The following is a 14,411-nucleotide window of genomic DNA, read 5'->3' as shown; positions in this document are numbered from 1 at the left end:
CGCGACTCAAAGCCCGCCGGCCACCCGCAGCACCGCTCCGGTCACGAACCCGGAACCCGGCCCGAGCAGGAAGGCCACGGCCGGGGCGATCTCGTCGGGCTCTGCCACCCGGCCCAGCGGGACCCGCGCGGCCACCCGGTCCGGCCGCCCCGGATCACCGGCGTCCGCGTGGATCCCGGTGCGCACGGTCCCCGGCGCCACGCAGTTCACCCGGATCGACCGCGGCCCGAGCTCCTTGGCCAGCCCGACGGTCAGCGCCTCGACCCCGGCCTTGGCGGCGGCGTAGTGCACGTACTCCCCCGGCGAGCCGATCGTCGCGGCGGCCGAGGAGATGGTGACGATCGCACCGCCGGGGCCCAGCACCCGGGCGGCGGCCCGGCAGGTCAGCACCACCCCGAGCAGGTTGACGTCGAGCACCTTCCCGATCACCTCGACCGGGGTGTCGGCGAGTGGCCCGACGTGCAGGGTCGCACCGGCGTTCGCCACCACCCCGGTCAGCGGACCGAGGGACGCCGCGGCGGCGAGGAAGTCCTCGACGGATCCGGCATCGGTGACGTCGGCGCGGACCGCGATCGCGCCGTCACCGACCTCCTCCGCGAGCCGCCGCGCGGACGCTTCGTCGTCGCGGTAGCCGATCGCCACCCGGTGCCCGTCCGCGGCGAGCTGCCGGACGATGGCAGCCCCGATCCCGCGTCCACCGCCGGTGACGGCCGTGACCTGCGGGTTCATCGGGTTCCTTGATCGCTGTCATCGGCAGCGGGCCGGGAGGCTTTCGCTGTCAGCGCCGTGTCAGCCGCATGCCAGCGGCCCCGCGCACCATCGATCCCAACAGGGCCGGACCCGGCCCGCGACCACGAAGGAGGAGACATCATGACTCCCATCATCGAGGCCGAGGATCTGCGCAAGCGCTTCGGCACCACCCAAGCCCTGGACGGGGTGAGCCTGTCCGCGGAGGCCGGCACCGTCCTGGGTGTACTCGGCCCCAACGGCGCCGGCAAGACCACGTCCGTCCGCGTCCTGGCCACCCTGCTCAAGCCCGACTCGGGATCCGCCCGGGTCGCCGGTTACGACGTCATCCGCGACGCGCACCAGGTGCGGAGGACCATCGGCCTCACCGGCCAGTACGCCTCGGTCGACGAGGACCTGACCGGCATGCAGAACCTGGTGCTGATCGGCACCCTGCTGAACCTGTCGAGCCGGGATGCGAAGGCCCGGGCCGGCGAGCTGCTCGAGTGGTTCGACCTGACCGCCGCGTCCGGACGCACCGCCAAGACCTACTCCGGCGGCATGCGCCGCCGCCTCGACCTGGCGGCCAGCCTTGTCGGCCGGCCGCAGGTGATCTTCCTCGACGAGCCGACCACCGGACTCGACCCGGCCAAGCGCGAGGACATGTGGGACGTGGTGCGGCGGCTGGTCGACGACGGTTCGACCGTGCTGCTGACCACCCAGTACCTGGAGGAGGCGGATGCGCTGGCCGACCGGATCAGCGTCATCGACGCCGGCCGGGTCATCGCCCACGACACCCCGGACGGCCTGAAGCGGGTCATCGGCGGTCACCGCATCGAGGTGCGGCCGTCCGATCCGGCGCGGCTCGACGACGTCCGTTCCCTGCTGGCCGGTATCGGCTCCGGGCGCCCGGAGGTCTCCGGGCGGGACAAGCTGTCCGTCCCGGTGCCCGACGAGTCCGCCCTGCCCGCCGTCGTCGCCGCACTGGCCGCGGAGAACATCCCGGTCCTCGAGATGTCGCTCCACCTGCCGAGTCTGGACGAGGTCTTCATGACCCTCACCGGACACTCGGCCGAAACCTCCGACACCACTGCTGATTCCGGGAGGGCAGCATGACCACCACCCTGTCGCGTCCCGCGACCCCCGTCGCCACCACCACCTCCACCGAGGGCAGCTCGCTCTCGTTCCTGCGCCACGTCGGTGCCCTCGCGAAACGCAGCCTGATCAAGACCTGGCGGACGCCGGAAGCCCTGATCGACGTCACCATCCAGCCGGTCATCTTCCTGCTGCTGTTCACCTACATCTTCGGAGGCGCGATCGCCGGCGGGTCCCAGGCGACCTACCTGCAGTTCCTGCTGCCCGGCCTGCTCGGCCAGTCCATCGCGATGGCGGGCGTCGCGCTCGGCCAGAACCTCAATGCCGACATCGAGAAGGGCGTCTTCGACCGGTTCCGGTCGCTGCCCATCGCCCGGTCCGCGCCGCTGGTCGGCGCGGTGGTCGCCGACTTCGCCCGCTACCTGATCCTCTGCGTGATCACCCTGGGCGTCGGCTACCTGATGGGCTTCCGCGTCGAGACATCTTTCCTCGCAGCGGTCGCCGCGGTCGGCCTGTCCATCGCCTTCGCCCTCTGCTTCTGCTGGATCTCGGTGTTCGTCGGCATGATCGCCCGGACCGCCGGCGCCGTGCAGGGCATCATGTTCCTGCTGGTGCTGCCGCTCTCCTTCGGCTCCAACACCTTCGTCCAGACCGACACCATGCCCGGCTGGCTGCAGGCATTCGTCAACGTCAACCCCATCTCCCACCTCGTCTCCACCGTCCGCGGCCTGATGGTCGGCGGCCCGGTCGCCGAGAACCTCTGGTGGACCCTCGGCTGGATGGCCGTCCTCCTCGTCGTCTTCGTCCCCCTCGCCCTCCGCGGCTACCGCCGTCGGGCCTGACTCCTTCTCCTTCTGCCGACGGGCCGACCCTCTGCCGGGTTCGGCCCGTTCGGCGTTCGGGCGCGGGTGGGTGGCGGTGGGGTGGGCGGGGTGGGTCGGTGCGGCGTGGCGGGGCGGTTGTGGCGGCCGAGATCGTCGGCCGCGGCGTGGGACTGAGCACAAGACCTACTGCCGGGCCGTGTGCCTACAGCCACTGTCGGCATCCGGCCCACGAGAGCCAGGCGCCGCTCCCAGAACCACCGGCTACCCACCCCTGAACGACAGCCGCACAGGAGATCTCACCACCGGGCCGACTACCCTCAACCACTGTCGGCATCCGGCCCACGACAGCTCGGGACCCCCGGCCAGAACCACCGGCTACCCACCCCTGAACGACAGCCGCACAGGAGATCTCACCACCGGGCCGACTACCTACACCCACTGTCGGCATCCGGCCCACGACAGCTCGGGACCCCCGGCCAGAACCACTGACTACCCACCCCTGAACGACTGCCGGACAGGCGATCTCACCGTCGGGCCGACTACCTACAACCACTGTCGGCATCCGGCCCACGAACAAGTGGTGCCGCACGGCCGACGTCGACGGCTCGGTTGTTCGGGGGCGCATTCTCTTCGGGTCGCACACCCGTGTGGAGCTCGGCGTGCAGAATGCTGGGTCCGCCGCGCCGCTCGACCGTGGTCTTCGAAGTCCACCGTTGCGGAAGTGGAGCTGACCTCGGCAATGTGGACAGCTTCGCGGGGTGAGGCCCGGAGTCGGCAATGCTGCCCTCATGGGGGAACAAGCAGCGCACAACGTGATGCGCACACAGGACGGGCTGATCGGGCGTGCCCAGGCAGTGCGTTGCGGGATGACGGAGCGCCAGATCGACTACCGCGTGCGGGTCGGCACTTGGGTACAGGTTCGTCCGTCCGTCTACCGGTCGGCCGTCGTCGAACCGAGCATGAGGTCAGCGATCCGGGCCACGGCACTCTGGGCCGGCTCGCCCTCGGCGATCTCGGGATGGGCAGCAGCCTGGTGGTGGGGCTGCACGGATCTCGAACCCCCGATGATCACGCTGATCATTCCGCGGAACCGCCATCTCCGGGCACAGGACGGAATCGCGGTGGTCCGACGCGACTACCCGATCAAGGACGTCGTGCGCGTCAAGGGGATCGCCGTCGTGCCCAAGACCATCGCCGCGCTGGACGGTGCCGTCGAGATGGGCGAACAAGGGGTGGAGATGTTCGATCGTGCGCTGCTGCGCGGTCTTCCCCTCGACCTGGTGGCGGCCGCCCACGACGAGTGGGGTCGCCGCCGTGGCAGCCCGGCCGCCACACGTCTGCTCGCGACAGCCGCGGACGGCGCCCATGCGGAGTCGGAGCGGATCTGTCACCGGCTCCTCCGAGCCGCAGGTATCACCGGGTGGCAGATCAACCCGGAGGTGCGATTGGCGAACGCCACCTACCTGCCTGACCTGGCATTCCTCCGCCAACGCGTGGCAATCGAGATCGACGGATGGGCCTTCCATTCGGATCCTGAGCGCTTCGAGAAGGACAGGTGGCGACAGAACGCCTTCATGGTGGCCGGCTGGACGGTCCTTCGGTACACCTGGTACCAACTGACTCGCAGCCCCGAGCAGGTCGTCGCCGAGATCAGTACAGCGGTACTGCGTTCTTCGGTCAGGTGATCCTGAGCGACATCTCTCCGACTGCCGCCGCCCTCCCGGTCCGTTCACCGACAACCACTGTCGGCAAACGGCCCGAACATCGAGACGGCGCCGACCGAACCGCCCAGACCCCAAGGCCAGCCGCTCCCGGTCCGTTCACCGACAACCAGTGTCGGCAGACGGCCCGAACGGAGAGACGGCGCCTCGCAGACCCCCACTCCCTCCCTGCCTGTCCCTCCCGGTCCGTTCACCGACAACCAGTGTCGGCAAACGGCCCCAAGTAGAAGGACGGCGCCTCGCAGACCCCACTCCTCCCGGTTGGTCCCCCGCCGCAGCAGAAGTCAGGCGGAGGGGTCGAGGAGGGCGATGGCGGCGGGGAGGTCGAGGGACTTGCCGTCGGCGTAGAGACGGTCGAAGACGTCGGAGGCAAGGACGGCGAGGAGTCGGGTCCGGACATCGACAACAGCTGGGTCACCGGCATTGTCACTCCCCCGGATCCGGGCGGAAGCCCCGAGCGCCCGCGCGGAACGGGAGGCGTCACCGAGGGCAAGGAAGTAGCCGGCGATGGCGACACCCACGGCGGCGATGACCGGCTGGTCGTGGGTCGGCACGCCCTCCCGATAGGCGAGACGCAGGTCGGCCGACGCGGTGTCGAGGTCGCCGGCCGCGGCGGAGATGGTGGCGGCGGTGGCGCCGAGGATCGCCGCCATATGGCCGTACATCGGGTGGTCACGACCCTGTCCGGCGATGGCGGCGCGCAGCCGGGTCATCAGCGCGACCGCCTCGTCGACCCGGCCCGAAGCGAGCACCAGGGAGGCCTCGGTCGCCTCGAGGAACCACATGCGCTCGACGTAGGCGGGCTGCCCGTCGCGCAGCGCCCGCGCCGCCCGGATCTCCTCCAGCGCACCGTCGAGATCCCCTGCCCGCCAGCGCAGGTCGGCGATCCGCATGCGCAGCATCAGGTCGTCGTCGGTGGCACCGATCATCTGCTGGTACTCCAGCGCCAGGTGCAGGTCGGCGGCGGCTCGCTCGTGGTCGCCCTCCATCAGATGGGCGACCCCGCGGGTCGACAGCGCGCTGGCCATCCCCCATCGGTCGCCGATCTGCACGAACCCCTCGTACCCGGCCTGCGCGTCGGCCAGCATGTCGTCGATGGCGCCGTAGTTCTCGGCGAAACCGGCCCGCATGGTCAGCAACGCGGACCGCACCCAGAGGTCCCCGTCGGCGAGAACCTTGTCCGCCAACACCTTCCCGCGGTCCTCGTCGCCGGCGAAGTAGGCCAGGACCGGGGTCATCAGCTGTGCCATCGGGTGGTCCCAGTCCGACCCGACCTCGACCAGCTTGTCCACCACCTCGACCAGCTTCGGCTGCCAGATCTGCCAGCCCCGGGCCGGTCCGTTCACGTCCGGATCCGGATCCGCACCACCCGCGACCATGGTGACCACCCGGCCGGCCTCGAGCAGCACCCGCCGCGGGTCGTGGGAGCCGGTGGTGGCGTCCAGCACGAAATCGGCCCAGACCGCGGCCTCGGAGTGCGAGCCGATCAGCGTCCAGTACCAGAACAGGCCGAGGACCATGTCCAGCATTTCGGACACCGCACCGGAGTCGCCGAGATGCCGCAGCGCGACCAGGATGTTCTCCCGTTCGGCGGCGAAGGTGGCCAGCGCCGGGAGCTGATCCGCGGTGCGCAGCAACGGGTCCTGCTCGGCGACCAACTCCCGGAAGTACCGCGCGTGCGCGTCGCGCACCTCGGTCACCTCACCGCGCAGCACCAGTTGCTCGACGCCGTACTCGCGGATCGTCTCCAGCATCCGGTAGCGCACGCCGGGGCCGGACGGCTGCAGCAGCGACTTGTCGGCCAGCGCCAGCAGCAGGTCGGGCACGTCGGCCGGGTCCAGCCCGTCCCGGCCGCAGACCTCCGCCGCGGCAGGAGGTGTCGCACCCGCCGGGAACACCGCGAGCCGTTCCGCGAGCAACCGCTCGTCGTCGCCGAGCAGGTCCCAACTCCACTCCACCACCGCCCGCAGGGTCCGGTGCCGCGGCAGGGCAGCGCGGTTCCCACCGCTCAGCAGCCGGAACCGGTCACCCAGCCGGACGGCGATCTCGGAGATCGGCAGCAGCCGGAGCCGGGCCGCGGCGAGCTCGATCGCCAGTGGCATGCCGTCGAGACGCCTGACGACACGGACGATGTCGGCGACAGTCGCGTCGTCGACCGCGAAGTCCGCACTCACCGCCGACGCACGCTCGACGAGCAGCTGCACCGCCGGCGACCCCAACGCGGACGCCACGTCGGCCCCCTCGGCCGGAAGCGCGAGCGGCGGCACGACACACAGTGCTTCGCCGACGATGCCCAGCGGCTCCCGGCTGGTGGCGAGCACCCGCACCCCGGGACAGCGGGCGAGGATCTCGGCGATCAGTTGGGCGGCCGGTTCCAGCAGATGCTCGCAGTTGTCCATGACCAGCAGGCAGTCGGCGTCGTGCAGCTGGGTGAGCAGCCGCTGCCGCGAATCCCGTTGCGGGATGTCACGATTCACCGGTTCCATCAGGCGGGCGGCGCGGGCGCCGAGCGCGTCGAGCACGGCCACCGGAACACCCTCGGCCTCGCCGACCGGCGCCAGCTCGACCATCCACACACCGCTGCGCAGTCGATCGGCCAGGGGAAGCGCCGCCTGGCCGGCGAGCCGGGTCTTGCCGGCACCACCCGGGCCGACGATCGTGGTCAGCCGGTGCTCGGCGATCAGCGACGACACCCGCTCCAGCTCCGCCTCGCGGCCCAGGAAGCTGGTGAACTCCGACCGCAGGTTCGTGGCGGGTCCACGCCGCTGGTCCGGCGTCGGCTCCCCGCGGAGCAACGCCAGGTGCCGGGCCTGCACCTCCGGCCCGGGGTCGACGCCGAGTTCGTCGGCCAGGTGCCGACGCAGCCGCTCGTAGGCGGCCAGGGCCTCGGCGGTCCGGCCGAGGGCGGCCAGCGCCGACATCAGCAGTGCGGTGAACCGCTCCCGCAGCAGTTCGTCGGCGGCGACCGCCTCGAGGCGCCCCACGATCTCCGCGGCCCGGTCGAGCTCGAGCTCGGCCTGGAAGAGGTCGGCGAGCGCGTCCAGCCGGACGTCCACCAACCTGGCCACCGCACGCTCGGCGAAGTCGGACCCGGCAGCGTCGAGGTACGGCTCGCCCCGCCACAGCCGGTCGGCCTCCCGCAACGCCTCGGCCGCGCCGGACGGGTCGCCGGAGACCAGCGCGGCATGACCGGCGACGGCCAGCCGGCCGAACCGGACCGCGTCGACGTCCTCCGGATCGAGGTCGAGCCGATAGCCCCCGGAAAGCTGCAGCACCGCGCCGGTGTCGCCGAACGCCCGGCGGAGCCGCGACACCAGTGTCTGGAGTGCGTTGCCGGCATCGGCCGGACGGTCCTCGGGCCAGACCGCGTCGGTGAGCTCGCCCGCGCCGACCACCGCGCCCGGGTCGACGGCCAACCGGAGCAGCAGCCGCCGCAGCCGGGTGCCGGCCACCGTCGTGGGGCTGCCGGCGAGGGTCACCTCGACCGGACCCAGAACGGCGATCCGGAGGGCTGCGGGCACCGGCCCACTGTCCCAGATCCCTCGCCCGATCCGGTTGCCGCACCGCAGCCAGCCCGGCACTGCCGGTGACCGTCACGCCCCGCAGCACCCGCCCGACCCCGGCGCCACTCCCCGGAGTGACAGGACAGTGGACGGACCCGACCGCGGATCACCGCCGGTGACGGCGCGTTCCCGACCGGGCGAAAACGATCTTCGAACCCTCCGACTCCCGTGATCACGGGAGTTTTCGCACGTCCAGACATCGAACGGACAGAGGTGGGGCCAGCACCACCCCCGGAGTGTGGTTTCCGGGCCCTTTCGGGCTGTCCGTCCGAAAAGTGTGCTGGAGATGGATCAGGAAGGCCGCATGCTGCGTCCTACCTGGGCCACCGAACGGAGCCGCAGGCCGCGGCGCCCCGACCACAGGAGAAGCACGATGTCACGCCCGCTGAGCACGACCGGTGTCCTGGAGACGCCGGATCCTGCTGCACCCGTGACCGCGCCGCCGGCCGGACCCTCACGGTTCGCCGTCGCACGCACCCGGATCGCGCTGGTCGCGGGGATCACCGGACGCGGCGCTCGCCGCATCCCGGTCACCCTTGCGGCCCTGGCCCTGCTGCTGGTCGCCGGCGGCCTCACCACCACCCTGTGGCGACCGCTGCCCGCCGAGACCGGCACCCTGCTCGCCCATTCCTACGGCACCCCGGCCCTGCAGGACGGCCACTGGTGGACCTTCCTCACCGGGGCGTTCCTGGAGCCGCGGCCCGAGCACTACCTGCTGCTGGCGGTGGTCCTGGTCGTCGGCCTGGGCGCCTTCGAGCGCCGCGCCGGTCACCTGCGCGCCGCCGTCGCACTGATCGGCACCCAGCTGATCGGCACCGTCGGCGCCGCCGCGCTGCTGCTCCCGGTCGCCGATTCGTCCTGGCCGTGGGCCGTCGCCGCTGCCCAGCAGGTCGACCTCGGCCTGACCGCCGGTGCGCTCGGCGTCGCCGGTGCGGCCACCGCCTTCCTGACCCCGGAGTGGCGCCGCCGGGTCCGCGTCGCCGCGGCCGCCTTCCTGATCGTGCTGCTGCTGAAGTCCGGACTGCTGTGGGACCTCTCGCACCTGCTCGCCTTCACCGCCGGTGTGCTGGCCGGCCCGGCCTTGATCGGCCGTCGTCTGGAGCGCCCGACCGCCGGGCGTCCGGTGGCGCTGCAGGTCCGCGCCTTCGTCGCCCTGGTGCTGACCGCGGTCGCCCTGGCCAACCTGATCGAGACGATGTACCCGGGGATCGGCGGCCTGTTCGGCGCCGGCGTCCCGACGCACGCCCCGCTGCACGGCATGGCGCTGATGATCGGCGAGCTGGTGGTGGCCCTGCTGGTCGCCGACGGACTGCGCCGTGGCCGCGCCGCCGCCTGGTGGCTGGCCACCGCGGGCACCGCGATCATCCTGGTCAACTCGCTGGTCAACCTGCGTGGACCGGTCCGGATCCCGGACGTGCTGTCCGCCGGCGCCGTCCTGCTGCTGCTGCTCGTCTACCGGAACGCCTGGAAGTGGCGCACCCCCAACGGTTTCGCCAAGCGCTGGATCGTCCGGGGTGCCGCCGCGGTGGTCACCTTCGGGGTGGTCTGGATGACCATGCTGTTCCTGCTGCGCGCGCACCTGTCGCCGGCCCCCGACATGCTGGACTCGCTGCGGGAGACCATGTCCCGCTTCACCTTCGGCTCCGGACCGCTGCGGCCGACCAACGGCGCCACCCGCGCACTGCTCGGTGCGGCCGAGATCGCCTGGGCGCTGACGCTGATCGGCCTTCTGGTGCCGTGGCTGTACGCGGACCGCGGTCCGGATGCCCGGCCCCGCGAGGTCATCGGCGCGCTGATCCGCCAGTACGGCGGCGGGTCGCTGGGCTGGATGCGGACCTGGCCGGCGTTCACCACCTGGACCAGCCGCGACGGGCAGACCGCCATCTCCTACTGCGTGGTCGGTACGGTGGCCATCGCCATCGGCGACCCGGTCGGCCGCGAGGCCGACTTCCCCGCCGCAGTGCGCGATTTCCGCCAGTTCTGCGCCTACGCCGGCTGGACGCCGTGCTGGTTCGCCGCGACGCCCGCGTTGGTCCGGGCCGCCGAGGGTCTGCGGTCGACGCAGATCGGCGAGGACACCGTGATGGACCTGCGGGGCCTGGAGTTCAAGGGCAAGTCCTGGCAGGACATCCGGACCGCGCGCAACCACGCGAAGCGTGACGGCGTGCGGATGGAGATGGGCCGGCTCACCGAGTTCCCGGACGAGCTGCGGTCACAGATCGAGCGGATCTCCGGCGAGTGGGTGTCCCAGAAGGCGCTGCCGGAAATGGGTTTCACCCTGGGTACTGTCAGTCATGCGCTGGACCCGGAGATCCGGACGCACGTGGCGCTGGACGCCGACGGTGTGGTGCACGGCATCACCACCTGGCTGCCGGTGCACCGTGACGGCGAGGTCGTCGGCTGGACCCTCGATCTCATGCGCCGCTCCCCCGGCGGGTTCCGCCCGGTGATGGACTTCCTGATCGCCGAGAGCGCCATGGCGTTCCAGGCGGAGGGCTACGAAAGCGTCAGCCTGTCCGTCGCGCCGCTCGCCCGCCGCACCCAGATCACCGGCCGGCGCACCGTTCTCGACCGCACCCTGGACACCATGTCCACCCTGCTGGAGCCGACCTACGGCTTCCGTTCGCTGATGTCCTTCAAGGCGAAGTTCCACCCGGAGTTCCGCCCGGTCTACCTGGTCTACGCCGGCCCGATGGACCTGGCCATGATCTCCCTGGCCATCGGCCGCGCCTACCTGCCCAACCTCGACACCCGCCAGGCGGCCATGCTCCTCCGCGGCCTGCGTCACAAGCAGCCCCAGCACGCCTGATCCGAACTGCCCGACGAGCGACCGTTCCCTCCCCGGGGCCGGTCGCTCGTCGCGTTAGCGGCACCCCCGCGGTTCGTCCGGGACCCTGGTGACCACCGGCCGTTCGTCCGGGATCGAGGTGACCCCTGGCCGTTCGTCCGGGATCGAGGGAGCGAGCATCGCAGCGAGGAACGAGCGAGAAGCACAGCTCCCGCGATCCCTCACAGGACGAACGGCCCGTGAGCCCCGGCTCACCAACTAAATCGCGTAGCCGTAGATGACCAAACCGTAGGCGCTGTACCAGGTTCCGAGGAGCAGGTAGGGGCCGAGGATCAGTGCGATGACGAGGGGGCGCTGGCGGGCGAGCCAGACGGCGACGGGGATCATCAGGGTGAAGGCCGGGATCATCAACCGGACCTTGGAGTTCATGATGCCGTCGGAGCCGATGTTGCTGGCGATGACGAGCCCGGCGTACCCGCCGAGCAGCAGGTTGCGCTGCTGCACGAGCAGCAGGACGAGCAGCACCAGCGACGCGGCGACGGTCGCCACCACCACCAGGTCCAGCACGGCCGGCGCGGTGATGAGCGCGCTCTTGATGAAGCGCCAGGTCGCGGCACCCCAGTCGAAGTTGGTGTTCCAGCCGTTGGTCTGCGCGACGAACCAGGCGTTCCAGCTGCCGATCCGCCAGCCGACGTAGGCGATGTACCCGACGAGTCCGAGCGGGGCCAGCAACGCCCCGACCACCATCCGCCAGCTGCGCGGGCCGCGGACGAACGCGATGACCGCCATCAGGATCACCATGCCGGCCAGCGCCGCACCGGTCGGCCGGACGAGTCCCGCGGCCAGGGCGAAGATCCCGGCGGTGATCCAGCGCCGTTCGAGCACGCTGATCAGGCCCCACACGGCGAGGGCGCAGAACAACGCCTCGGTGTAGATCATCAGCAGCGCGATGGAGATCGGGCTGATGGCGACCAGTGCGACCAACACCAGTCCGGTCGTCGGCCCGCCACCGACCAGGTAGCGGGAGAGCCACATCAGCCCGTAGACGAAGGCGATCGCGGCGAGCCCGCTGACCACGTACCCGCTGGTCTCGTAGGACCAGTCGGTGATCGCGTTGACCAGCCGGATCAGCCCGGGCATCCCGGGGAAGAAGGCCGGTGAGTTGATGACCTCCTTGCCCGTTCCCCAGGTGTAGCCCTGCTCGGCCAGTTCGACGAAGTGCTGGGCGTCCCAGCTGAGCAGGGTCTCCCGGACCGGCCGACCACGCTGGTCGGCGACCCAACCGACCATCGCCAGGGTGAGCAGTTGGCCCGCCGCGTAGACCATCAGCGGGACGAGGCGCAGCAGCACCCGTTCCAGCGGGTGCGACCGGATCGGCGGGAACGAGGTGAGGTCGGAGCGACCCGACCCCGGGGTCCGCGGTGGCGCGGTCCAACGGTCCAGGATCGTCAGGGCACGCTCCCCCACGGCCCGCGCCCCGCCCGGCCGACCGCCCGGCCGCCCGGCCGGCAGAGGTCGGGAGGTCGCGGGCACCAGGACACTCTAGGAGAGCAGCCGGTTCGATCCGGGTGATCCGCGAGACCCTCGACGGCGCCCGGACACGGCCTGCCGTCACAATGCACCGGCGGCGCGGCGGCACCCGGTCGGCGCGCGTACGAGCAGAACGGATCCGACGGCATGCTGCTGCACGGACAGGACCTGGACCGGCGCGAGCTGCGCCGCCGGGCAGGATCGACGGCCGCGGCCGGCGGGGTGCGTGCCGTGGTGCTGGACGACGGCTCGGAGCGTGGTGTCCGCGTCCTCGAGTTCCGGACGGCGGCGGGTCTGCGGTTCGAGGTGCTCATCGACCGCGCCTTCGACATCGGGGCGGCCGAGTTCGACGGATGCAGCATCGGATGGCAGTCCCCGACCGGCGTCGTCGATCCCCGATTCGCCGACACCGATGACGACGCGCTGATGCCGTTGCGCGGGATGAACGGGCTGCTGGTGACCGGCGGCCTCGACCACATCATGTCCGCGCAGACGGTGGACGCATCCCAGTACCGCTACCCGGCACGGCCCACCGTGCGACACCCGATCCACGGCCGCATCGCCCGGATCCCGGCCCGGCTGATCGGTTACGGGCAGGACTGGACGGACACCGGCTGCGTGCTCTGGGCGGAGGCGGAGATCGTGCAGGCCGCCGTGTTCGGCGAGCACCTGGTGCTGCACCGCCGTTACGAGGTGGACCTGGACGGCTCGGACATCCGGATGACCGACCGGGTGGTGAACCGCGGTTTCGATCCGACGCCCCACATGTTCCTCTACCACGTCAACGTCGGCTGGCCGCTGGTGGACGAGGGCAGCCGCCTGGACGCGGCGGTGGCACGCACCCTGTGGGAGACCGACAGTGTCCGTGAGCAGGGACTCGACCACCGTGTTCTGTCCGCACCGGTGCCCGGCGCGCTCGAGCAGGTCTACGAACACGAGTTGCGGCCGGACGCCGACGGGCGGGTGCGGGCCGGGATCGTGAACGACCGGTTGGGCCTGTCCTTCCACGTGGATGTCGATCCCGCACAGCTGCCCTGCTTCTTCCAATGGCTGCACCTGCGCGAGGGCGCGTACGCGGTGGGTCTGGAACCGGCGACCCACCATGCCGCCGGCGACCAGGCGGCCCGCGACGACGGTGCGATGATCTGGCTCGGGGACGGCGAGGAGCGACGGTACTCGACGGTGCTGCGCTTCGGTCACGGCTGATCCGGCGTTCGGGAACGTTCGGCCCGCCCGATCGGAGTATGCAGCTGCATCGATCGGGCGCGCGGGAGCGGGGACCGGGTGACGGCGAAGTGTCGCTTTCGCGATCCGCTGCGAGGTTCGACCGTTCACCCCGGGTTCGCTCCGAGGACCTCCCACCAACCATCGGGGGATTCCGCAACGCGCAGGATTCAAGACACCGTGACGGCGGTAGTCACACGGTGTGAACGAAGAGCCGCGCCGCCAGGGGTTCCGCCCGGACGACGAGACCTGGGCCCGTCGGTTGCAGAGTGTCGTCGAGTTCGTCGCCGAGCACGGACATCTGCCCCGCCAGACCCAGACCCTCGCGCCGGAGGAACGTCGTCTCGGCTACTGGCTCTCCAACCAGCGCTCGGACCTGAAGAACCAGTTGCTCCCGCAGGAACGCGCCGAGCGGCTGGACCGCGACCTGCCGCAGTGGCGGGGACGCCGCTGATCCTGCGGCTGTCGGTGCCGGTCGCTACCGTCCCGTCATGGACACCACACCGAAGGTCACGCTGGCGGCGATGAACATGGAGGCGGCCGATCCGGTCCGCCTGGCGGAATTCTGGGCGGGCGCCGTGGGCGGCGTGCTGAGCCCCGGCCCGGAGGGCTGCATGATCCTGAACAGCGACGCCCCTGGCGGGCTGCCGATGTTCTTCCAGCCGTTGGGCGAGGGCAGACCGGAGCGACAGATCCACCATCTCGACCTGACCGTGCCCTGGGGCACGCGGGAATCCGAGGTGCAGCGGATCGTCGGGCTCGGGGCGGAACGCAAGTGGGACGTGCTCGACGAGGTGCCGTGGATCCAGTGGACCACGCTCACCGATCCGGAGGGCAACCTGTTCTGCCTGGGCGAGCATCCGCCCGCGGGCTGAACGGCCAGGTCAGCGCCGCTGACCGGCAGCCGGCCCCAGGGGGTCGGCGCCGGAAGACCGCTGCT

At 71.3% G+C, this 14,411-nt stretch carries 10 protein-coding genes; 7 read left to right on the top strand and 3 right to left on the bottom strand.

What is annotated here, in order from left to right:
- Nucleotides 1-6: 6 nt before the first annotated feature.
- The gene (locus GIS00_RS19920) at nt 7-729 is read right to left on the bottom strand and encodes an SDR family NAD(P)-dependent oxidoreductase (RefSeq protein WP_154770156.1); all 723 of its coding nucleotides are present in this window, start codon (nt 727-729) and stop codon (nt 7-9) included.
- A gap of 141 nt (nt 730-870) precedes the next feature.
- Here GIS00_RS19920 and GIS00_RS19915 point away from each other — a divergent pair, with 141 nt between their 5' ends.
- From GIS00_RS19915 to GIS00_RS19905, 3 genes are all read left to right on the top strand, one after another.
- Nucleotides 871-1,842, top strand: coding sequence for an ATP-binding cassette domain-containing protein (locus GIS00_RS19915; protein WP_154770155.1), 972 nt, complete (start codon nt 871-873; stop codon nt 1,840-1,842).
- The gene (locus GIS00_RS19910) at nt 1,839-2,663 is read left to right on the top strand and encodes an ABC transporter permease (protein ID WP_154770154.1); all 825 of its coding nucleotides are present in this window, start codon (nt 1,839-1,841) and stop codon (nt 2,661-2,663) included. Before GIS00_RS19915 ends, GIS00_RS19910 begins: the two co-directional genes overlap by 4 nt.
- Before the next feature lie 797 nt (nt 2,664-3,460).
- Entirely contained in the window at nt 3,461-4,330 is an 870-nt protein-coding gene (locus tag GIS00_RS19905; RefSeq protein ID WP_196073372.1) for an endonuclease domain-containing protein, read from the top strand.
- Nucleotides 4,331-4,650: 320 nt separating this feature from the next.
- On the opposite strand, the gene GIS00_RS19900 is transcribed toward GIS00_RS19905, so the two are convergent.
- A complete protein-coding gene (locus tag GIS00_RS19900) occupies nt 4,651-7,887 on the bottom strand; it encodes a BTAD domain-containing putative transcriptional regulator (protein ID WP_196073371.1) in 3,237 nt (1,078 codons plus the stop codon).
- Between the two features lie 415 nt (nt 7,888-8,302).
- Between GIS00_RS19900 and GIS00_RS28695 the strand changes: the two genes are divergently transcribed.
- Nucleotides 8,303-10,738, top strand: coding sequence for a bifunctional lysylphosphatidylglycerol flippase/synthetase MprF (locus GIS00_RS28695; RefSeq protein ID WP_154770151.1), 2,436 nt, complete (start codon nt 8,303-8,305; stop codon nt 10,736-10,738).
- Between the two features lie 237 nt (nt 10,739-10,975).
- Here GIS00_RS28695 and GIS00_RS19890 read toward each other — a convergent pair whose 3' ends face one another.
- Nucleotides 10,976-12,250, bottom strand: coding sequence for a mannosyltransferase family protein (locus tag GIS00_RS19890; protein WP_154770150.1), 1,275 nt, complete (start codon nt 12,248-12,250; stop codon nt 10,976-10,978).
- 144 nt (nt 12,251-12,394) lie between these two features.
- On the opposite strand from GIS00_RS19890, the gene GIS00_RS19885 reads away from it, so the two are divergent.
- The 3 genes from GIS00_RS19885 to GIS00_RS19875 all read left to right on the top strand — a co-directional run bounded on the left by GIS00_RS19885 (nt 12,395) and on the right by GIS00_RS19875 (nt 14,346).
- A complete protein-coding gene (locus tag GIS00_RS19885; protein ID WP_154770149.1) occupies nt 12,395-13,453 on the top strand; it encodes an aldose 1-epimerase family protein in 1,059 nt (352 codons plus the stop codon).
- Nucleotides 13,454-13,673: 220 nt separating this feature from the next.
- Nucleotides 13,674-13,925 (top strand): helicase associated domain-containing protein, encoded by a 252-nt coding sequence (locus tag GIS00_RS19880; RefSeq protein WP_154770148.1) that lies wholly within the window; start codon nt 13,674-13,676, stop codon nt 13,923-13,925.
- A gap of 37 nt (nt 13,926-13,962) precedes the next feature.
- The gene (locus GIS00_RS19875; RefSeq protein WP_154770147.1) at nt 13,963-14,346 is read left to right on the top strand and encodes a VOC family protein; all 384 of its coding nucleotides are present in this window, start codon (nt 13,963-13,965) and stop codon (nt 14,344-14,346) included.
- Nucleotides 14,347-14,411 lie beyond the last annotated feature (65 nt).

Source organism: Nakamurella alba, from assembly GCF_009707545.1.
GTDB lineage: Bacteria > Actinomycetota > Actinomycetes > Mycobacteriales > Nakamurellaceae > Nakamurella > Nakamurella alba.
Note: the sequence above shows the minus strand (reverse complement) of the source record. Positions and strands in the feature narration are given on the sequence as shown.

Excerpts from the sequence above, each read along its gene's own strand:
- GIS00_RS19920 (WP_154770156.1), bottom strand. The coding sequence starts at position 729 with ATGAACCCGCAGGTCACGGCCGTCACCGGCGGTGGACGCGGGATCGGG.
- GIS00_RS19915 (WP_154770155.1), top strand. The coding sequence starts at position 871 with ATGACTCCCATCATCGAGGCCGAGGATCTGCGCAAGCGCTTCGGCACC.
- GIS00_RS19910 (WP_154770154.1), top strand. The coding sequence starts at position 1,839 with ATGACCACCACCCTGTCGCGTCCCGCGACCCCCGTCGCCACCACCACC.
- GIS00_RS19905 (WP_196073372.1), top strand. The coding sequence starts at position 3,461 with ATGCGCACACAGGACGGGCTGATCGGGCGTGCCCAGGCAGTGCGTTGC.
- GIS00_RS28695 (WP_154770151.1), top strand. The coding sequence starts at position 8,303 with ATGTCACGCCCGCTGAGCACGACCGGTGTCCTGGAGACGCCGGATCCT.
- GIS00_RS19885 (WP_154770149.1), top strand. The coding sequence starts at position 12,395 with ATGCTGCTGCACGGACAGGACCTGGACCGGCGCGAGCTGCGCCGCCGG.
- GIS00_RS19875 (WP_154770147.1), top strand. The coding sequence starts at position 13,963 with ATGGACACCACACCGAAGGTCACGCTGGCGGCGATGAACATGGAGGCG.